16 protein-coding genes are annotated in these 19,564 nt (G+C 74.2%); 7 read left to right on the top strand and 9 right to left on the bottom strand.

Going from position 1 to position 19,564, the window contains the following annotated elements:
- Positions 1–41: 41 nt before the first annotated feature.
- The 3 genes from ACTMSW_RS22720 to ACTMSW_RS22710 all read left to right on the top strand — a co-directional run bounded on the left by ACTMSW_RS22720 (position 42) and on the right by ACTMSW_RS22710 (position 1,866).
- Complete coding sequence (locus ACTMSW_RS22720; RefSeq protein ID WP_441182694.1) at positions 42–1,022, top strand: helix-turn-helix domain-containing protein; 981 nt, start codon at positions 42–44, stop codon at positions 1,020–1,022.
- A gap of 75 nt (positions 1,023–1,097) precedes the next feature.
- Positions 1,098–1,334, top strand: coding sequence for a DUF397 domain-containing protein (locus tag ACTMSW_RS22715; protein ID WP_441182693.1), 237 nt, complete (start codon positions 1,098–1,100; stop codon positions 1,332–1,334).
- A gap of 256 nt (positions 1,335–1,590) precedes the next feature.
- Complete coding sequence (locus tag ACTMSW_RS22710) at positions 1,591–1,866, top strand: hypothetical protein (protein ID WP_441182692.1); 276 nt, start codon at positions 1,591–1,593, stop codon at positions 1,864–1,866.
- Positions 1,867–1,971: 105 nt separating this feature from the next.
- Here ACTMSW_RS22710 and nudC read toward each other — a convergent pair whose 3' ends face one another.
- From nudC to ACTMSW_RS22695, 3 genes are all read right to left on the bottom strand, one after another.
- Positions 1,972–2,943, bottom strand: coding sequence for an NAD(+) diphosphatase (gene nudC / locus ACTMSW_RS22705; RefSeq protein ID WP_441182691.1), 972 nt, complete (start codon positions 2,941–2,943; stop codon positions 1,972–1,974).
- Positions 2,944–3,010: 67 nt separating this feature from the next.
- The gene (locus tag ACTMSW_RS22700; protein WP_441182690.1) at positions 3,011–4,354 is read right to left on the bottom strand and encodes a M16 family metallopeptidase; all 1,344 of its coding nucleotides are present in this window, start codon (positions 4,352–4,354) and stop codon (positions 3,011–3,013) included.
- The gene (locus ACTMSW_RS22695) at positions 4,351–5,661 is read right to left on the bottom strand and encodes a M16 family metallopeptidase (RefSeq protein WP_441182689.1); all 1,311 of its coding nucleotides are present in this window, start codon (positions 5,659–5,661) and stop codon (positions 4,351–4,353) included. The genes ACTMSW_RS22700 and ACTMSW_RS22695 overlap by 4 nt, the downstream gene beginning before the upstream one ends.
- A 262-nt stretch (positions 5,662–5,923) precedes the next feature.
- Here ACTMSW_RS22695 and ACTMSW_RS22690 point away from each other — a divergent pair, with 262 nt between their 5' ends.
- Genes ACTMSW_RS22690 through ACTMSW_RS22675 form a run of 4 tightly spaced genes read left to right on the top strand, consistent with a single transcriptional unit; the run spans position 5,924 to position 9,074 of the window.
- Entirely contained in the window at positions 5,924–6,988 is a 1,065-nt protein-coding gene (locus tag ACTMSW_RS22690; protein ID WP_441182688.1) for an ABC transporter substrate-binding protein, read from the top strand.
- Positions 6,985–7,764: an ABC transporter ATP-binding protein gene (locus ACTMSW_RS22685; RefSeq protein WP_441182687.1), complete on the top strand. Its 780-nt coding sequence runs from the start codon at positions 6,985–6,987 to the stop codon at positions 7,762–7,764. Before ACTMSW_RS22690 ends, ACTMSW_RS22685 begins: the two co-directional genes overlap by 4 nt.
- On the top strand, positions 7,754–8,638 hold the full coding sequence (locus tag ACTMSW_RS22680) for an ABC transporter permease (protein WP_441182686.1): 885 nt from the start codon (positions 7,754–7,756) through the stop codon (positions 8,636–8,638). Before ACTMSW_RS22685 ends, ACTMSW_RS22680 begins: the two co-directional genes overlap by 11 nt.
- Position 8,639: 1 nt before the next feature.
- Positions 8,640–9,074, top strand: coding sequence for an RrF2 family transcriptional regulator (locus tag ACTMSW_RS22675; RefSeq protein WP_441182685.1), 435 nt, complete (start codon positions 8,640–8,642; stop codon positions 9,072–9,074).
- A 4-nt stretch (positions 9,075–9,078) separates the two neighbouring features.
- Here ACTMSW_RS22675 and ACTMSW_RS22670 read toward each other — a convergent pair whose 3' ends face one another.
- From ACTMSW_RS22670 to ACTMSW_RS22645, 6 genes are all read right to left on the bottom strand, one after another.
- On the bottom strand, positions 9,079–9,267 hold the full coding sequence (locus tag ACTMSW_RS22670; protein ID WP_441182684.1) for a hypothetical protein: 189 nt from the start codon (positions 9,265–9,267) through the stop codon (positions 9,079–9,081).
- A gap of 540 nt (positions 9,268–9,807) precedes the next feature.
- Complete coding sequence (locus ACTMSW_RS22665; RefSeq protein ID WP_441182683.1) at positions 9,808–11,106, bottom strand: DEAD/DEAH box helicase; 1,299 nt, start codon at positions 11,104–11,106, stop codon at positions 9,808–9,810.
- A 219-nt stretch (positions 11,107–11,325) separates the two neighbouring features.
- Positions 11,326–11,529, bottom strand: coding sequence for a cold-shock protein (locus ACTMSW_RS22660; RefSeq protein ID WP_007072850.1), 204 nt, complete (start codon positions 11,527–11,529; stop codon positions 11,326–11,328).
- A gap of 196 nt (positions 11,530–11,725) precedes the next feature.
- A complete protein-coding gene (locus ACTMSW_RS22655) occupies positions 11,726–15,109 on the bottom strand; it encodes an ATP-dependent helicase (protein WP_441182682.1) in 3,384 nt (1,127 codons plus the stop codon).
- A gap of 215 nt (positions 15,110–15,324) precedes the next feature.
- Positions 15,325–18,930: an ATP-dependent helicase gene (locus tag ACTMSW_RS22650; RefSeq protein ID WP_441182681.1), complete on the bottom strand. Its 3,606-nt coding sequence runs from the start codon at positions 18,928–18,930 to the stop codon at positions 15,325–15,327.
- A gap of 88 nt (positions 18,931–19,018) precedes the next feature.
- Positions 19,019–19,564: a TIGR00730 family Rossman fold protein gene (locus ACTMSW_RS22645; protein WP_441182680.1), complete on the bottom strand. Its 546-nt coding sequence runs from the start codon at positions 19,562–19,564 to the stop codon at positions 19,019–19,021.

The following is a 19,564-nucleotide window of genomic DNA, read 5'->3' as shown; positions in this document are numbered from 1 at the left end:
TTACCGTCGCGTCTGCGGCGGTCGACGGGAAAGAGGACATCGTGCCTCCTGCCTCACCGAGCCCGATCCTGCGGCGGCGCAGGCTCGGCGTCGAGCTGCGCCGGTTGCGCGAGGCCGCCGGTCTCACCGGGGACCAGGTCATCGAGCGGATCGGCTGGGCGTCCGCGTCCAAGCTGTCCCGGCTGGAGAACGGCCGCAGCCGTCCGGACCCGCAGGACGTCCGTGACCTGCTCGACCTCTACCGGGCCGACGGTACGCTGCGCGACGAGCTGCTGGGTATCACCCAGGAGGCCGGCGACATGCGCGGCTGGCTGAAGAACTTCCCCGTGATGACCCAGCAGCAGCGCGGCTTCGCCGAGCTGGAGGCGGGGTGCTCGGTGATCTCCGAGTACAACCCGGTCCTGGTGCCGGGCCTGCTCCAGACGGCCGAGTACGCGCGGATCCGGATCGCCTCGGCGCACGAGGTCGACGAGGAGGCCGGCGACCCCGAGGCGGCCGGGGACATCGACACGGAGGTGCAGGCGCGGCTGGCCCGCCAGACGCTGCTGAGCCGTGAGCCGGACGCGCCCCGCTACACCGCCGTGCTGGAGGAGGCGGCCCTGGGCGGCCGGACCGCCCCGCCAGGGGTGCTCCGCGAGCAGCTGGTGCAGCTCTGCGACCTGGCGATGCTGCCGAACGTCACGCTCCACGTGCTGCCCCGGGACACCCGGATAGGCAGCTGGTACCTGCCGCCGACCGCCTTCTCGCTCTACCGGTTCGCCGATCCGCAGGACCCGGAGACGGTGGCGATCGAAGGTGGGTTCACCGACGTCATGTCGACCGAGGTAAACGCGCTAAATCGCTATAAAGTGGTGTTCGAGTGGCTATGCACGGCGGCGCTCTCCGAATCGGACACCCTCTCCTGGCTGATCGAGGCCACGGGGCGGCTGCCCGACGCGGCGGCCCCGTCCACAGTGGCGTACGGGGCGGCAACGGCGCCGCCCCAACGCCGCCGGCACTCCGGGCGGCTGACGGAACGGTGATCCACGGGGGATCCGTCGCCGGGTCGTGCCTCGCCACTCGTTCCATCGGTCCGTTCACATCTCAGGAGTGACACGATGAAGGACATCCGCAACACGCCGTCCGTTCTCGCGCAGCTGGCGGACGCCCCGTGGCGTACCAGCACGCGCAGCCAGACCTCCAACTGCGTCGAGGTCGCCCCGCTCCGCGACAGCCCGGTGGCGGTGGCCCTGCGGGACAGCAAGGACCGCAGCGGCCCGGTCCTGCTCTTCGACCGCGCAGGTTGGCTCGGCTTCCTCGCCGGCACCAAGAGCGGAGAGTTCGACCTCGACTGAGCCGCTACACGGGCGGGGCCGTCGGCAGGTGCCGGCGGCCCCGTCGCATGTCCGACACCACCCGCCGGGGGTGGTGGGGAGCGACACGCGCCGATGGCCGCTCCACCACGCCGACCAGGGGTCGCCTGATCGGTCGAGGCTCGGAACCGATGGTCGCGTTTCACTTGCTGGGATCGCTACCGGGCGTAACATGACGACAGAGTGACGTGGAACTTCCACCCGGTTCCCGACCGTCGCGACACATCCGGAGACCCCCATGCGGTTCCTGATCGTTCGCACCGACGTCCGCGCCGCCGCCGACGTGGACATCGCCGCCGCCTGGGCCGGCGGCGGTCACCTCCGGGACGAGACCACCGCGCCCGAGCCGCGCCGCCAGGTCGTGCACGCCGAGGACCGGGAGGCGGCACTGCACCTGGCCCGGGCCCTCGCCTCGGTCGGGGCGGTGCGTTCCGGCCGGCAACGGGTGAAGGTCCTCCCGCTCGACGCACCCCACCACCACTGGCGCGGTCTCACGGACGACCGCGGCAGCTGACCCGAGATGTCCGTCGTGGTCGGACCGGCTCCCCCGCCGCGTTCCTTGCCCCATCCGACCACGACGGCCCGTGTTCCCGGTCCGTGATCGCCGCGGCAACGGCGGTCACGGACCGGGACGCACACCGGCCTCGCCGGCGCCGTCGAGCCAGCGGTGGACGAGGAAGAACGCGATCGAGGACGGTGGCGGCAGGATCAGCCGGTCACCGCCGCCCACCGGCACCGTCCGCCCGGCCAGCGCCGCACCGATCTCGGTGCGGGAGAACCAGCGGGCGTACGCGATCTCGGCGGGATCGACGTGCACCGGGTGCTCCGGGTCGGCCGTGGCGAGGAAGCCCAGCATCAGCGAGCCGGGGAACGGCCAGGCCTGGCTGCCCGCGTACGCGATGTCGGCGACCGGGACGCCGACCTCCTCGCGGACCTCGCGCAGGACGGCGGCCTCGGCCGACTCCCCCGGCTCGATGTACCCGGCGAGGCACGAGTAGCGCCGCTCCCCCGGCGTGCGCGGCCAGGTGGCGTTACTGCCGAGCAGGCACCGCCCCTCCGGACCCCGGACGCCGTCGTGCACCAGCACGATCATGGCCGGGTCGGTACGCGGCCAGATCCGGTCCCCCTCCGGGTCGACCCGGGACCAGCCGGCCTCGTCCACCTCGGTGCGCCGGCCGGTGACCGAGGAGTAGACGTGCCGCCGATGCCAGTTGAGCAGCGCCAGAGCGGTGGTGAAGAGGCCGGCGTCCCGATCGGCGAACAGGTGGCCGACCTCGCGCAGGTGCACCGCCCGGGTGCCGGGCAGCGCGGGCAGCGGGGCGTCCACCAGGAAGACCGGTACGCCGTCCGGCTCGACACCGAGGAACATCGCCCCGGCGACGGCGGGCGCCGGCACGTCCTCCGGTTCCACCAGCACCAGCTCCGGCGGAGTGGCACCGGTCCGGATCAACGCCCGTCCCTCGTTGCCGGTGTCGACGACGAGCACCCGGGCCCGCGTCCACGCCTGCGCCAGCCACCCGGGGTCGGTACGCCGGTGCGCCGCCCGGTCCAGTGTGCTGCGGGCCAGTGGCGGTGTCTCCCCGCCGGTCACGCCGACTCCCCGGGCGGGTACGCGCACGCGCCGAAAGGACGGCCGACACCGCCACCGACCCGACGGGTCACGCCGACACCGGCTCGGTGACGACCGGGGTCAGCGCGGCGAGCTGCGGGCCGATCCGCTCGGCGTCGCCCAGCACGACGGTGACCGCCCGGGCCGGCGCCAGGTAGCGGGCCCCCGCCTCGGCGATGTCGGCCGCGGTCGCCTTGGCCAGCCGCGCGGCGTGCTCGGCGAGGAAGTCCAGACGCAGGCCGTTGCCCGCGTACGCGCTGGTCAGCGAGGCGAGGCCGGCCTGGGTGGACATGCCGAGCTGGAGGGTGCCCAGGGCGTACTGGCGGGCCTGCTCCAGCTCGTCCTCCTTCGGCGGGATCGAGGCCAGCCGGCCCAGCTCGTACGTGGTCTCCAGCAGCGCCGGGCCGGTGACCTCGGTGGCCACCTCGGCGGCGGCCACCAGCACGGAGCCCGCCACCGAGTGCTCGACCAGGGAGTGCGGGCCGTAGGTGTAGCCCTTGTCCTCGCGGATGTTCTCCACCCAGCGGGAGGAGAAGTAGCCGCCGAAGATCAGGTTGGCCAGTTGCAGGGCGGCGTGGTCCGGGTGCGTACGCGGCACCGCGGGCAGCGCCACCCGCAGCGACGACTGGACCGACCCGGGCCGGTCCACCAGCAGCAGCGGGCCCGGCTCCAGCGGCGGAGCGGGCGGCAGGTCGGCGGTGTGCCCGGCGCCGTTCCAGCCGGACAGGGCCTTCTCGGCCGCGTCCAGCGCCCGCTCCGGCTGCACGTCGCCCACCAGCACCAGCACCGCGTCGGCGGGGTGCACCCGCTGGGCGTGCAGTGTGCGCAGCACGCCCGGCCGGACCGCCCGGATCGCGTCGGGCTCCGGGGTCTGCACCGCGTACGGGTGCTTGCCGTAGATCCGCTTGAGCAGCGCGGTGCGGGCCAGGTGCGCGGGTTGGCTCTGCGCCACCTGGATGCGGTCGACCAGCCGGTCCCGTTCGGTGGCCACGTCGTCGGCCGGGTACGTCGCTCCGGTCAGCACGTCGCCGAGGATCTCCAGCATCCGGTCCAGTCCGGTGACCAGACCGGCGCCGGAGAGCATCAACCGGTCCGGGTCGATGCCCGCAGACAGCCCGCCGCCGACCTTCTGCAACTCGGCCGCGATCTGCACGGCCGTCATCGACTCGGTGCCGGAGAGCAGGGTCTGTGCGAGCATCGCGCCCCGGGCCAGCGGGGCACGACCGAACGGCATCCAGAGCCGCAGCTCGACCAGGGGCACCGCCGGCCGGCGTACGGCGATCACGGTGAGGCCGTTGCCGAGCGTGCGCTCGGCCTGCTTCGGCAGCTTGAGCTTGCGGGTCGGACCGAGCGGCGGCAGCGTGCGCGGCGCGGTGGGGACGGTCGCACTCATCGGGCGCCTCCGGGGATGACCTCGATGGACGCGCGGCGCTCCGGCCGCAGGGTGGCGGCGGCGGCGCGTACCTGCTCGTCGGTGACCTCGCCGACCAGCCGGGGCAGCTCGTTCAGCAGGCCGGGTTCGCCGCGCTGCTGCTCCAGGACGGCCATCCGCAGGGCCCGGCCCAGCACCGCGTCGGTGTCCCGCAGCAGGTGGGTCGCCATCCGGGCCTGGGTACGGGCGAGTTCGCCCTCGGTGAGGCCGTCGGTGGCGAGCCGGTCCAGTTCCTCGTCCATCGTGCGCAGCACCTTGTCGACGTCGCCGCCCGGGGGCAGGTGCGCCTGGAGCAGCAGGGCCGTGGGGTCCCGCACGTCGAACGGATCGCCCATGAAGCCCAGGTAGCCGCCCAGGCTGGTCACCGACCGGTCCCGCTGGACCAACCGCTCGACCAGCCGGGACGCGTCGCCGTCGGTCAGCACCTCGGCGAGCACCACGTACGGCAGGTAGCCGGCGAAGTCGGTGACCGGGTCGGGCACCCGCCAGGCCGAGGCGATCGCCGGCAGCGGAGCGAGCCGGTCGGTGTACGACGTGCGCCGCTCGGCGGTCAGGTCCGGCTCGGCGAAGCTCGGCCGCCGTGGGGCGGGGCGGGCCGGCACGTCGCCGAAGTGCCGCTCGACCAGTGCGGTCGCCTCGGCGACGTCGATGTCTCCGCTGACCGCGAGGACGGCGTTGCCGCTGGCGTAGTAGCGCTTGAAGAAGTCGGCGGCGTCGGCGACCGTTGCCGACTCCAGGTCGTCGAAGGAGCCGTAGCCGTCGTGCGCGTTGGGGAACGTGTCGAACATGACCGGCGGAAGGGTCAGCCACGGGAACCCGCCGTACGGCCGGTTCAGCACGTTGACCCGGATCTCCTCCTTGACCACGTCGACCTGGTTGCGCAGGTTCTCCTCGGTCAGCCGGGGCCCGCGCATGCGGTCCGCCTCGAGGAACAGCGCGCGCTCCAGCGCGTTGCTCGGCAGGGTCTCGAAGTAGTCGGTGTAGTCGAGGTGGGTGGACCCGTTGAAGGTGCCCCCGGCGCCCTGCACGTGCCGGAAGTGGGCCAGCTTCTCCAGGTTCTCCGAGCCCTGGAACATGAGGTGCTCGAAGAGGTGGGCGAAGCCGGTGCGTCCCTCCGGCTCGGAGCGGATGCCGACGTCGTAGACGACCGCCACCCCGATGACCGGGGCGCTCCGGTCGGGCGTGAGGACCACCCGCAGGCCGTTGTCGAGGGTGAACCGCTCGACCGGATACTTCGTCGCTGGGATCTTGGCTCTCCGCGTCGGCACGGGATCGACCCTAGCGCGTCGGCACCTTCCGTACCCCCGACCTCCCGCCACCCGTCGCGGGCCGCCGACCGAGCGACGGCGCACCGCCACCGCACGGTCGGCTCTGCGCCGCCGCCGACCGCCGCAGAACCTATGAAGTCGGTAGGAATAGACGTCAAGCCTGAGATGGATCGTCCCGCCATTCGGACGGGTCTTGACCGTGGTCGGGTCCTGACCCAGTCTTCCTACCAACTAAGTAGGAATACTGCGGATTGGATGGATGATGAGACGCTCCCCCCTGCGTCGGCTGGTCTCCCTGGCCGCCGTCGCCGCCGTCGGCGTGTCGACCCTGGGCACCGCCGCCGCCTGCGGCGACGACAGCGAGAGCGCGGGCGGCGGGTCCGGCCCGGTCACCCTGCGCCTCGGTTACTTCCCCAACATCACCCACGCCCCCGCCGTGGTCGGCGTCGAGAAGGGCATCTTCGCCGAGAAGCTGGGCACCGGCGTCAAGCTGGAGACGACCACCTTCAACGCCGGCCCCTCGGCGATCGAGGCAGTGTTCTCCGGCGCGCTCGACGCGACGTACATCGGTCCGAACCCGACCATCAACGCGCACTCCAAGTCCAAGGGCCAGGCCGTCCGGGTCGTCTCCGGCGCCGCGTCCGGCGGCGTCGCCCTGGTGGTCAAGCCCGAGATCACCTCCTGGGAGCAGCTGCGCGGCAAGAAGATCGCCACGCCGCAGCTCGGCAACACCCAGGACGTGGCGATCCGCTACTGGCTCAAGGAGAAGGGCCTCAAGACCACCAAGGAGGGCGGCGGCGACGTCCAGATCGTCCCCCAGGAGAACTCCCAGACGGTGGAGACCTTCAACACCGGCGCCATCGACGGCGCCTGGGTGCCGGAGCCGTTCGTCTCGCGGCTGGTCAACGCCGGCGGCAAGGTACTCGTCGACGAGCGGGACCTCTGGCCGGACAGGAAGTTCGTCATCACCAACCTGATCGTGAGCACGAAGTTCCTCAAGGAGCACCCGGACGTCGTGCAGAAGCTGGTCGACGGCCAGGTCGCGGCGAACGAGTTCGTCAACACCAAGCCGGACGAGGCGCACCAGGCCATCGCCGACCACATCGGCAAGATCACCGGAAAGCCGCTGGACCTCAAGCTCATCAAGCAGGCGTGGCCCACGCTGGAGTTCACCAACGACCCGATCGCCTCGTCGCTGAAGGCCGGCCTCGACCACGCCGTCGCCGTCGAGCTGACCCAGCCGGTCGACCTGAACGGCCTCTACGACCTCAGCTACCTCAACAAGGCCTTGAAGAACCAGGGCAAGCCCGAGGTCGTCCAGCCATGACGTCGACCACGACGACGCCGTGCAGCGCGACCGCTCCGGTCGCGCTGCACGGTGTGACCAAGGTGTACGGGCGCGGGGCGAACGCCGTCCTCGCCCTGGACGGAGTCTCGCTCGACGTCGCGCCGGGTGAGTTCGTCTGCCTCGTCGGCGCGTCCGGCTGCGGCAAGAGCACCCTGCTGAATCTGGTCGCCGGGCTGGACCGGCCGACCGGCGGGCGGATCGACCTGCCCGACGGAGTCAACCCGGGGCTGATGTTCCAGGAGCCGGCGCTCTTCCCGTGGTCGACCGTCGAGGGCAACGTCGAGGTGCCGCTGAAGCTGCGCAAGCTGCCCCGGGCCGAGCGCCGGGAGCGGGTGGCCGAGCTGCTGCGCACGGTGCACCTCGCCGACTTCGGCCGCAAGCGCCCGCACGAGCTGTCCGGCGGCATGCGGCAGCGTGTCGCGCTCGCCCGGACCCTCGCGCTGGACACCCCGGTGCTGCTGATGGACGAGCCGTTCGGCGCGCTCGACGCGATGACCCGCGACATCCTGCACGACGAGCTGGAACGGATCTGGACCGAGCGGAAGCTCACCGTCCTCTTCGTGACGCACAACGTCCGGGAGGCGGCCCGGCTGGCCGACCGGATCATCCTGCTGTCCAGCCGCCCCGGTCGGATCATCTACTCCACCCGGGTCGACGTGCCGCGGCCCAGACGCATCGACTCTCCGGAGGTCTCCGCGATCGCCGCCGAGGTCACCGACCGGCTCCGTACGGAGGTGGGCCGCCATGGCCAGTGACACCCTCACCACCGCCCAGCGCAGCGACGCCGAGATCTCCGGGCTGGACGCGCTGGAGATCGCCGGACGGGACAAGGAGACCTCCCGTGCGGCGCGGCTCTGGGCCGCCACCTGGCCGAAGGTCGCGGCGCTCGCGCTGGCGGTGGGCATCTGGCAGGTGGTGGCGTGGACCGGCTGGAAGGAGCCGTGGGTCCTCCCGCCGCCCGGGCCGGTCTTCGCCGACCTCGGTGAGTACATGCTGAGCGCGGCGCTCTGGGACGGCCTGCTCACCACCGGTCGGCGGGCGGCTCTCGGTTTCGCCGCCGCTCTGGTCATCGGGCTGGCCCTCGGCCTCGCGGTGGCCCGGGTGCGGGTGCTGCGCGCGGCCATCGGCTCCATGATCACGGCGTTGCAGACGATGCCGTCGATCGCGTGGTTCCCGCTGGCGATCCTGCTCTTCGGGCTCACCGAGCAGGCGATCTTCTTCGTGGTGGTGCTGGGGGCGGCCCCGTCGATCGCCAACGGCGTCATCTACGGCGTGGACTACGTACCGCCGCTGCTGCTGCGGGCCGGCCGCAACCTGGGCGCCCGCCGGCTGAACCTCTACCGGTACGTGATCGCACCCGCCGCGCTGCCGGCGATCGTCGCCGGGCTCAAGCAGGGCTGGGCGTTCGCCTGGCGCAGCCTCATGGCGGGTGAACTGCTCGTCGTCATCGCCACCCGCACGTCGATCGGCGCCCAACTCACGTACGCCCGGGACTTCTCCGACGCGGAGCGGCTGATCGCCATCATGATCGTGATCCTGGTGGTGGGTCTCGTGGTGGACGCCGCCTTCGGTGCCGCGGACCGGGCGATCCGGCGGCGCTGGGGCGTGCTGGACCCGGCCGGTCAGTGACGTGTACGTCTCCGCGCGCAGCGACTACGCGCTCCGGGCCATGCTCGCCGTCGCCGCCGGCGGCGGCGAGCTGGTCAAGGCCGCGTCGCTGGCCGACGTCCAGGACATCCCGCTGAGCTTCCTCCAGGGCATCCTGGTCGACCTGCGCCGCGCCGGCCTGCTGGTCAGCCACCGGGGCACCGAGGGCGGGTACGCACTGGCCCGACCCGCCGAGGAGATCACCGTCGGCGACGTGCTCCGCTCCGTCGGCGGTTCGCTGACGACGGTACGGGGGCTGCCCGCCGAACGGGCCGGCTACCAGGGCGTGGCCACCGGGCTGCAGGACGTGTGGCTCGCCGTGCACGGGGCCATCGCCCTGGTGGTGGACCAGACCACCCTCGCCGACCTGCTGCGGGTGCCGCACCGCCCGCCCGTGGACGATCCGCTGCCGAGCTGACCGGTCAGCCCGCGGTGCCGTCCGTCGGCCCGGTCGGACTGCGGAGTTCGACCGGGCCGGCCGGCGCTGCCCCGTCGGGCGTCGCGTGCCACGGTGTGAAAACCACGATCAGCGCGAGCAGTACGCCCGCTGCCGCCAACGCCACCACCAGCAACAGTTCCCGCACCGCCCCCGAGCCGGTGTCCGCCGTCATGGTCGCTCCTCCCGCGCCGAACGGTCCGCCCGGCTCGTCCCCCCACCGGACAGCCTGGTCGACGTGCCGGACGGGCACTGTCACGGATCGGACTGTGGACCGCTGATTCCCGACTCAGCACGGCGCTCGGACTCGGCGGTCGGGCTCGATGGTGAGCGCTCCGGCTCGGGTCCGGCGGCCGGCGGTCGGCCTCCGCGACCGGCGGTTGGAAACTCCTGAGCGTTATTCCTGTCTGGCATATTTATGCCAGACAGGAATAACGTCCTCCGACGATGCCGGGACCGGCGCCGCAGCCGGCCGGGACCCGGTGCGGCGACCGCTCGACGCGGAACCAGGGCCAGCGCGCAGACCGGGCGCGACCCGTCGAGCGGGCGCGACCCGTCGACCAGCCCAGAGCGGGGTACCGGCGGCCCGGGTGGAGACAGCGTGGCCGGAACCATCCCAACCGGAACCGCCCGGCGCTGACGGACAGCGCCGGGCGGTGAGCGGTGAGTGGTAGGCCGTGAGTGGCCGGCGGTCAGCGGACCGTCGGCGGGCCGGTCAGCGGGCCTGGGGCCGCCGGGGCCGGCGCGAACGCCCCGCCGACGAGCGTCCCGACGGCCGGTGGGCGGCCCGGTTACCGGCGGCAGCCGCTGCCGGCGGGGGCGGGGCGATCGTCACCGGCACGCCCGAGGGCTCCTGCGCGCCGGTCACCAGGGTCAGCGCCTCGTCGCCGGGGCGTACCTGGGTGGACCGGGCCCGGATGCCGGCCGCGGCCATCAGCCGGGAGACGTCCCGGCGCTGCTCCGGCAGGACCAGGGTGACCACGGTGCCGGACTCGCCGGCCCGGGCGGTGCGTCCGCCCCGGTGCAGGTAGTCCTTCGCCTCGGTCGGCGGATCCACGTTGACCACCATGTCCAGCCCGTCGACGTGGATGCCCCGGGCCGCCACGTCGGTGGCGACCAGCGCGGTCACCTGTCCGTTGCGGAACTGCTCCAGGATCCGCGTCCGCTGCGGCTGCGACTTGCCGCCGTGCAGAGCGGCGGCGCGTACGCCCTTGGCGAGCAACTGGCGGGCGAGCCGGTCGGCGCGGTGCTTGGTGCCCATGAACATGATCGTGCGGCCCTCGCGGGCGGCGATCCAGGTCAGCGCGGCGGGCTTGTCCGCCGCGTCGACGTGCAGCACGTGGTGGGTCATCGCGGTCACCGTGGCGGTACCCGGGTCCACCGAGTGGGTCACCGGGTTGGTCAGGAAGCGACGGACCAGCTTGTCCACGCCGCCGTCCAGGGTGGCCGAGAACAGCATTCGCTGGCCGTCCGGTGCGACCTGCTCCAGCAGCTTGGTGACCTGCGGGAGGAAGCCCATGTCGGCCATCTGGTCGGCCTCGTCGAGCACGGTGATCGCCACCTGGTCGAGGCGTGCGTCGCCGCGGTTGATCAGGTCGTGCAGCCGCCCCGGGGTGGCCACGACCACCTCGGCGCCGGCGCGCAGCTCGTCGGCCTGCCGGTTGAGCGAGAGGCCGCCGACCACGGTCGCGCAGCGCAGCCCGACCGCCCGGGCGTAGGGGGCGAGGGCCGCGGTGACCTGCTGGGCCAGCTCGCGGGTCGGCACCAGCACGAGGGCCAGCGGCCGACCGGGCCGGGCACGCCGCCCGGCGATGCGGGACAGGGTGGGGAGGCCGAACGCCAGGGTCTTGCCGGAGCCGGTACGGCCACGGCCGAGCACGTCCCGGCCGGCGAGCGAGTCCGGCAGCGTGGCCGACTGGATCGGGAACGGCTCGATGATGCCCTGCACGGTCAGCTCGGCGAGCAGCGCCGGAGCCAGACCGGTGTGGGCGAAGGACGGGGTGACGGTGGTCATGCAGAAGCCTTCCTCGACGCGGCACGTGTCGAGGGAGGGCGCCAGGTGCGGCGCTGTCGACCGGAGGACTCGTCCGCCGGGACTCACAAGCACGAACCGAAGGTGGTACGGGCCGGCCCGCCACCGCGTCGCCGCCTGAAGATCAGGTCGACGGCGGGGCGGGCCGGGCCGTCACTGCGCCCGGGAGGGCGCGGTGGGTGTTACGGGGTGATCCGAAGATCAGAGCGGGCGGATGTTCTCCGCCTGCGGGCCCTTCTGGCCCTGGGTGATCTCGAACTCGACCCGCTGGTTCTCGTCCAGGCTCCGGTAGCCGGAGGACTGGATCGCCGAGAAGTGGGCGAAGACGTCGGCGCCGCCGCCGTCCGGGGTGATGAAGCCGAAGCCCTTGTCAGCGTTGAACCACTTGACGGTGCCAATAGCCATGTGTTTCGTCTCCTTGACGGAACGTCGAACCCGCACGTGTTGCGGGCTCGAAGAGGAGCGCCCCGCGCGGAACTGCGCGGCTCGCCTGTCGCTTCTGGTCGCCCCGCCCGGAGAGCTCCGGACACAACAAAGAGCGCCTGGGGCCATAATCCACCAGGCGCACACAGAGTCTCTGGGAACCATAACTGCAACGCGGCTAATCTATCACGGATCCCGTCGCTGTGAACCCCTCTGCCGGTATTTCCGGTAGCGACGTGATCAGGGCGGTCAGTCCGGCGACGTCCAGCAGGTCCGCCGGGCGCACACTCACCCCGTCCCGGACGTAGTGGAACGCGGCCCCCACCTGCTCGACCGGCACACCGGCGAGCTCCGCCCAGGCCAGCCGGTAGACCGCCAACTGCACGGCGGCGGCCTCGGCGGCCACGCCGGTGGGCTGGCGACCGGTCTTCCAGTCGACCACGTCGAAGCGGCCCCCGGGACGGGCGAAGACGGCGTCCATCCGACCCCGTACCACCACCCCGGCGATCACGGTGGCGAACGGGACCTCCACCTCCACCGGCACCCGGTCGGCCCACTCGCTGGCCAGGAAGCGCTCCTGCAACTCGACCAGCGCCTCGTCCGGGGCGGCGTCCGCGTCCGCCGCGCCGGGCAGCTCGTCCAGGTCGAGCAGTCGGTCGGCGCCGAACCGCTGCTCCAGCCAGGCGTGGAAGGCGGTCCCCCGGCGGGCGTACGGGTTGGGTTCGGTGGGCAGAGGTCGACGCAGCGTACGGGCGAGGGCGGTGGGATCCCGGCGCAGTGCGACGAGCTGGGTCACCGACAGCTGGCCGGGGAGGACGACCTCGACCCCACCGGCCTGCCGGGTCAGCTCGGCCCGCTCGGCGAGCAGCAGGTCGGCCTCCCGCCGCCACCGCACCACGTCCGGGTCCTCGACTCCGCCGCTCGGGTCGTCGGCCGGAGCGTCGCCGAGGAAGCGGCGGACCAGGCCCGCCGCCTCGGCCAGGGCTGGCCGGCGGGCGCCCAGCGGGTCGGCGGGCCACTCCGCCCGCAGCACCACCTCGGTCGTCGGGTTCGCCGCGTCCGGCGTCGGCTCCGGCGCCCACTGGTCGACCAGGTGCCCGGCACCGCCGTCCAGGCAGGCGTCGTGCACCTCGCGCAGCAGCGTCGACGGCCCGCGCGGTCGTTTGGTCCCCTCCCCCCACCAGTACCCGGAGCACAGCAGCAGGCGGCGCGGGCGGGTGACGGCGACGTACGCCAGCCGCCGCTCCTCCCGCTCGTCGTGCGCCCGCCAGGCATCGGTGAAGTCCTCCACGGCCCGGGCCACCCCGCGCTGGTCCTCGGCCTCGTCCAGGCCCAGCTCGGGCAGGCCGTCGGCGTCGCCGCGCAGCGGGAACGGCAGCACGCCCAGCCCGCCGAGCCAGTGGTCGGAGTTGCGGACCGGTCCCGGCCAGACGCCCCGGCTCAGCCCGGCCACCGCGACCACGTCCCACTCCAGGCCCTTGGCGGCGTGCGCGGTGAGGATCTGCACCGCCCCCTCCACCACGTCGACCTCACCCGGCGTGAGGCCGCGCTCCTCGTCCTCGGCGGCGGCCAGGTAGGAGAGGAACCCGGACAGGGTCGCACCGGGAGTCTCCCCGCTGAACCGGGCGGCGACGTCGCCGAGCGCGTCCAGGTGACCCCGGGCCAGGCCCGCGTCGCCGGCACCGTCCCGGCCGGCCCGCACGGCCACCTCCACGTCCAGGCCGATGGTCCGCTCGATGTCCGCGATCAGCTCGGGCAGCGGCTGGTCCAGCCGGTACCGCAGCAGGCCGAGTTCCTGTGCGTACGCGCGCAGGCGGGCGTAGCCCTCGGCGGAGTACGCCTGCGCGGGCCCGAGGTCCGCCAGCGCCTCCACCAGGGTGGCCTCGTCGAGCAGGTCCGGGGTGATCTCCGGCTCGTCGTCGGCGCGCTGCCGGCGGGCGGACGCGATGGCCCGGGCCCGGCGGTGCAGGGCCACCAGGTCGCGGGGACCGATCCGCCAGCGCGCACCGGTGAGCAGTCGCAGCAGCGCGGCCCCGTCGGTCGGGTCGGCCAGCACCCGCAGCGTGCACACCACGTCCCGCACCTCGGGGGTGTCCAGCAGGCCGCCCAGCCCGACGACCTCGACCGGCAGGCCGCGCTCGCGCAGCGCCGCCTCGATCGCCGGGATCTGGCTGCGCAGGCGTACCAGCACCGCCGTGGTGGGTCGGGCGGCCACCGGGATGTGCTCGGGCAGCGCCCGCGGCGTACCGGCCGCGCCGCGCCAGGCGGCGAGGACGCTCTCGGCGATCCAGTCGGCCTCGTCGGCGTACGTCGGAAGGAGCGCGCAGTGCACGGTGCCGGCGGCCGCGCCACGCGGGCTGCGGTGCGGGATCGGGTCGCGGACGCTCAGCGCGGCGCGCAGCTCCGGCACCCGGGCCCCCGCGGCCCGCAGGGGCGTGGCCAGGGCGTTCGCGACGCCGAGGATCTCCGGGCGGTTGCGCCAGCTGGTGGTGAGGCCGAGCACGTCGGCCGGGGTGCCGTCGGCGCGGAGGAAGTCCGTCGGGAACCGGTCCAGCGTGCCCGCGCTGGCGCCGCGCCAGCCGTAGATCGACTGGCACGGGTCGCCGACGGCGGTCACCGGGTGCGCGCCGCCGAACAGCGCGTTGAGCAGCACCACCTGGGCGTGGCTGGTGTCCTGGTACTCGTCGAGCAGCACCACCCGGTAGCGATCCCGCTCGATCTCGCCGACCCCCGGGTGGTCCCGGGCGACCCGGGCCGCCCGGGCGAGCTGGTCGGCGAAGTCCATCGCCTCGAAGTCCTCCTTGCGCCGGGCGTACGCGCGCACCAGCGGCAGCAGCTTCAGCCGGGTCTGCTGGAGGGCCAGCGCCTTGCGCACGTCGGCGTACACCCGGCCGGGGCGGGCCTGCACCTCGGCGAAGAAGCGGCCGGTCCAGGCGGCGAGGACGTCCGGGTCGACCAGGTGCTCGTCCAGCTCACCGGCGAGCGCCAGCACCGCGTCGGTGACCGTGCTCGGCATCCGGTCCACCTCGGACATGTCGCCGTCGTAGGTCCGCACCAGCAGGTCCACCAGCTGCCAGCGGGACGCCTCGGTGAGCAGCCGGGTCGACGGCTCGTAGCCGGCGCGCAGCCCGTGCTCGGTGACGATCCGGCCCGCGTACGAGTGGTAGGTGGACACGGTCGGCTCACCCGAGAGGGGGTCGTCCAACGGGTCGCGCCCCCGTCGGCCCAGACGACGGATGAGCTGGTCGAGGCGCGTACGCACGCGGTGCGCCAGCTCACCGGCGGCCTTGCGGGTGAAGGTGAGGCCGAGCACCTGCTCGGGCCGGACGTACGAGTTGGCCACCAGCCAGACCACCCGCGCGGCCATCGTCTCGGTCTTGCCGGACCCGGCGCCGGCGACGACGAGCAGCGGCTCCACCGGCGCGGCGATGATGGCGGCCTGTTCGCGGGTGGGCGCGGGAAGCCGCAGCAGCCGCGCCAGCTCGACCGGCGTGTACCGGGGACCGGCGTCGGCCGTCCGGGGCGCCGGCGTCGCCGAGCTGAACAGGGTCGGCTGGGTCACTCTGCCTTCTTCGTTCGCGACTGCGGGGCTCGCAAGCTCACTCCTCGCGCTCACAGGTGCCTCCGTCGTTCGCGACTGCGGGGCTCGCAAGCTCACTCCTCGCGCTCACAGGTGCCTCCGTCGTTCGCGACTGCGGGGCTCGCAAGCTCACTCCTCGCGCTCACAGGTGCCTCCGTCGTTCGCGACTGCGGGGCTCGCAAGCTCACTCCTCGCGCTCACAGATTCTCCGGGGAGCGCGCGGTGGGCGGCTCGACGACCTGGCGGCCCTGCCCGGAGACGGGGCAGCTCGTCCGCACCGGGCAGACCCGGCACTTGGAGTTGGCGACGGCGGCGAACGTGGCGGCGGCCATCGTATCGGCGGTGCGCCGGACCAGGGCGGTGGCCCAGCCGGCCTCCGGGCCCTCCCCGGCCGGCGGCTGGCTCTGCTCCCGGGCGTCCTTCGCGCCGGTGCCCAGCTGCACCAGGGCGGCTCCCCCGGACTCCTCCCCGAAGTCGGCGAACGCGCCCGCCTCCACCGCGGCCTGGTACGCGCCCAGCTGCGGGTGCTCGGCCAGGTCGGCGGCGGTCACCGCGGTCGACTTGCCGGTCTTGAGGTCGACGACGACCAGCCGACCGTCCGCGTCGACCTCCAGCCGGTCCACCCGCCCGACCAGCTCGACCGGCCGCTGCGGGTCGTCCAGCCGGACCGCGAACTCGTGCTCGATGGCGAGCAGCCGCCGGGGGTTGGCGGCCAGCCACCGCAGCAGCTTGTCCACCATCGCCTCGGCCCGGGCCCGCTCCGGCCCGACCATCCACCGGGCGGCCAGCTCGATCGCGTCGAACCGCGCGGCCACGTAGTCCAGCAGCGCTCCCCGGTCGGCGCTGGCGTCCTCGGCGAGCATCGCCGCGGCGTGCACCAGGTTCCCGACGCCCTGCGCGGTGCTCGTCGGTGCGCTGCCGCCATGCCGTTCGAGCAGCCAGCGCAGGCTGCACCGCAGCGCGCTCTCCATCGCCGACGGGGTGACCCGCACCGGCTCGCCGTCGGCGACCAGGGGCCGGTCGTCGGAGAGCTGCCGCAGCCCCCACCACTCGTCCGGGTGCGCGCCCGCCACGCCGGCGGCGGCGAGGCGGGCCAGCTCGGCCGCCGCCGCGCGCCGCCGGGTGTGCGGTGCGTCCGGGTCGGTGACGGCGGTACGCAGTTCGGCCACCAGCGCCGCCAGGGTCAGTGCCCGGGGCGGCCGGCTCACCGGCAACGTCCTCGGTCCGTGGGGTTCGGCGCCGCCGGGGCCGGTTCCGTCCGCCTCCCCGCCCGACGGGCTCCCGTCGCCGTCGGCGCCCGGAGCGGCGGGGCCGTCCGACCCGGTCGGGCCGGCGGGGTCGCCCGGTCCGGTCGGGCCGGCGGGGTCGCCCGGTCCGGTCGGGCCGGCGGGGTCGCCCGGTCCGGCGGGCTCACCTGCGGCCGGCGGGTCGGTGGGGCCCAGCTCGTAGAGGAAGCGGCTGGGCTGCTCCTCGTGGTCGTCGCCGCCCACCGCCGCCGAGGCGACCGCGCTGACCAGCAGCCGGCGGCGGGCCCGGGTCACCGCGACGTGGAACAGGCGCCGCTCCTCGTCCAGCAGCGCCGACGTCTGCCCGACCACGGTGGCGACCCGCCCCGCGCCGACCGCGCGTCCGGCGAGCACGTCCACCAGCCGCTCGGACCCCAGCAGGCTGCCGCGCAACCGCAGGTCGGGCCAGACGCCCTCCTGCACCCCGGCGACGGCGACCAGGTCCCACTCCAGGCCCTTCGCGGCGTGCGCGGTGAGCAGGCGGACCGCCGACCCGCGGTCGGCCGTGGGCGCCAGCGTGTCGGCCGGCAGGTCCTGCCCGAGCACGTGATCGAGGAAGACCTCGGTACGCGCACCGGGCAGCCGGTCGGTGAACCGGGCGGCCGCGTCGAAGAGCACCATCACCGCGTCCAGGTCGCGGTCGGCGGCCTCGGCACGTCGGCGCCGGGCGACGTCCCCCTCCCCGGCGGCGGCCGGGCCCCGGGTGAGCGCCGAGGACCACAGCTCGGCGAGCCCGCTGGCCCGCCAGACGGCCCACAGCACGTCCTCGGCGGTGCTGCCCGGACGGGCGGCCGTCTCCCGGGCGACCGCGAGCAGGCCGGCGACGGTCTGCGCCGGTTCCGCCCAGCGCCGGTCGATGCCGGCCAGCTCCGCCGGATCGCGCAGCGCCTCCACGATCAGCTCGCCGGACGGCCGGCGGTCGCCCCCGGCCAGCGCGAGGGCGCGTAACCCCTGCCGCAGCCGCCGCTCGGCCAGTGGGTCGGCACCACCCAACGGGGAGTGCAGCAGCGCGACGGCGGCCTCCTCGTCGAGCCGCTCCGGCTCCAGCGCGCAGCGCAGCAGGAGCAGCAGGGGCGCGACCGCCGGTTGGAGGTGCAGCGGCAGGTCCTCGCCGTGCACGACGGTGGGCACCCCGGCCGCGTGCAGCGCGCGTTGCAGGGACGGCAGCTGCCGGGCGGTGGAGCGCACCAGCACGGCCATCTCCGACCAGGGCACGCCGCCGAGCAGGTGCGCCTCGCGCAGCACGTGCGCCAGCCACGCCGCCTCGCTGGTCGCCGAGCGGAAGGTGCGCACCTCCACCGCGCCGGGCGGGGCGTCGGGCAGCGGGCGCAGCCGCCGGTGCGCCGCCGGACCGCGCAGTCGCCGGGCCAGCCGGCCGCTCGCCGCCAGCAACCGGGACCCGGCCCGGTACGAGGTGGTCAGCACCACCTGGGCGGCCGGTGCCCCGGAGGCGGTGCGGAAACGGTGCGGAAAGCCGGTGACGACGGCCGGGTCGGCCCCCCGGAACGCGTACGTGGAGGAGTCCGGGTCGGCGAACGCGACCAGGGTCTTGCCACCGCCGGCGACGGTGGCGAGCAGGTCCTGCTGGGCGGGGTCGGTGTCGGCCAGCTCGTCGACGTAGACGTACGCCAGCCGGCGGCGCTCGGCCGCGAGCAGCTCCGGGTCGTCGAGCAGCATCCCGGTGGCGGCCCGGACCAGCTCCGCCGGGTCGTACGCGATCGAGCCCCGGTTGGCGACGTCGCGCAGCGCGAGCACCGCCACGTACTCGCGGAGGAACCGCGCGGCGGCCGGCCAGTCGGCACGGCCCAGCTTCTCGCCCAGCCGGGCCAGCTCCAGCGGGCCGACGCCGCGTTCGGCCGCGCGCATGAGCAGGTCACGCAACTGGGCGGCAAACGCCCGGGTACGCAGCGCCGGGCGCAGGTCCTCCGGCCAGCCGACCGGATCGTCGCCCGGTTCCTCCCCGACCACGTCGAGCAGCTCACGGATGATCAGGTCCTGCTCGGGACCGGTGAGCAGCCGGGGCGACGGCTCTCCGCGCTCGGCGGCGGCGCGGCGGAGCAGACCGAAGGCGTACGCCGGGAAGGTGCGTACCAGCGGCTCCCGCAGCACCCGGTGCCCGTCGGAGGCGATGCGGGCCTCGATGCGCTGCCGCAGCGCAGTGGCCTGCCGGCGGCCGAAGGTGAGCACCAGGATCCGCTCCGGGTCGACCCCCTCGGCCACGCGGGCGGCGACGGCCTCGACGAGGGTGCCGGTCTTGCCGGTGCCCGGGCCACCGAGCACCAGCATCGGCCCGTCGGTGTGGGCGACCGCCTCGGCCTGGTGCGGATCCACGCGCCCGGCGCCGTCCACCACGCCCGCGCCGTCGACGACGTGCGCGCCATCGCCCGCCGTCGGACCGGAACGCGGGTCGTGCCCGTGCGCGCCGCCGGACGGCCGGTCCCCCAGCGCCGACCCGTCGACCGGGCGGTCCCCCCGGACCGCCCCGACCGGCCGACGCACCAGCCGGTACGCCTGCATCCCCCCATCCCACCAGACCCGTACGACAGCGCCCCACACCCCACCCACCGCGCGTCCGAGCACGCTCCGGCGGCGGGAGTGGGTCGGGTCAGGTGAGGTGGGACTCCAGGGTGTCCAGGGCGGCGGGAACCGTGGCGGACACCAGGAGGAGGTCCAGGCCCGCGGGTTTGAGGAACCGCTGGTCGGCGAGGGTGTGCAGCCAGTCGAGCAGGGGACGGTAGAAGCCGTCGGTGTCCAGGAGCACCATCGGCTTCGCGTGCAGGGCGAGGGTGGCGGTGGTCCACACCTCGAAGAGTTCGTCGAGGGTGCCGAGGCCACCGGGCAGCGTGAGGAACGCGTCCGACTTGTCGATCATGAGCGTCTTGCGGCTGGCCATGGAGTCCGTGACCAGCAGCTCGTCGGAGGCGAGGTCGGCGACCTCCAGGTCGACAAGCGCCTGCGGGATCACGCCGAGGGTCCGGCCGCCCGCGGCCCGGGCGCCGTCCACCACCGCACCCATCATGCCGACGCATCCGCCGCCGCTGACCAGTGTGTGACCCCGCCGGGCGATCTCCGCGCCGACCTCGGCCGCGAGGTCCAGGAAGCGCTGATCGAGCGTGCGGGAGGAGGCACAGAAGACGCAGATCGCGGCCAC

It is taken from the genome of Micromonospora sp. BQ11, assembly GCF_052068135.1.
Taxonomy (GTDB): Bacteria; Actinomycetota; Actinomycetes; order Mycobacteriales; family Micromonosporaceae; genus Micromonospora.
Note: the sequence above shows the minus strand (reverse complement) of the source record. Positions and strands in the feature narration are given on the sequence as shown.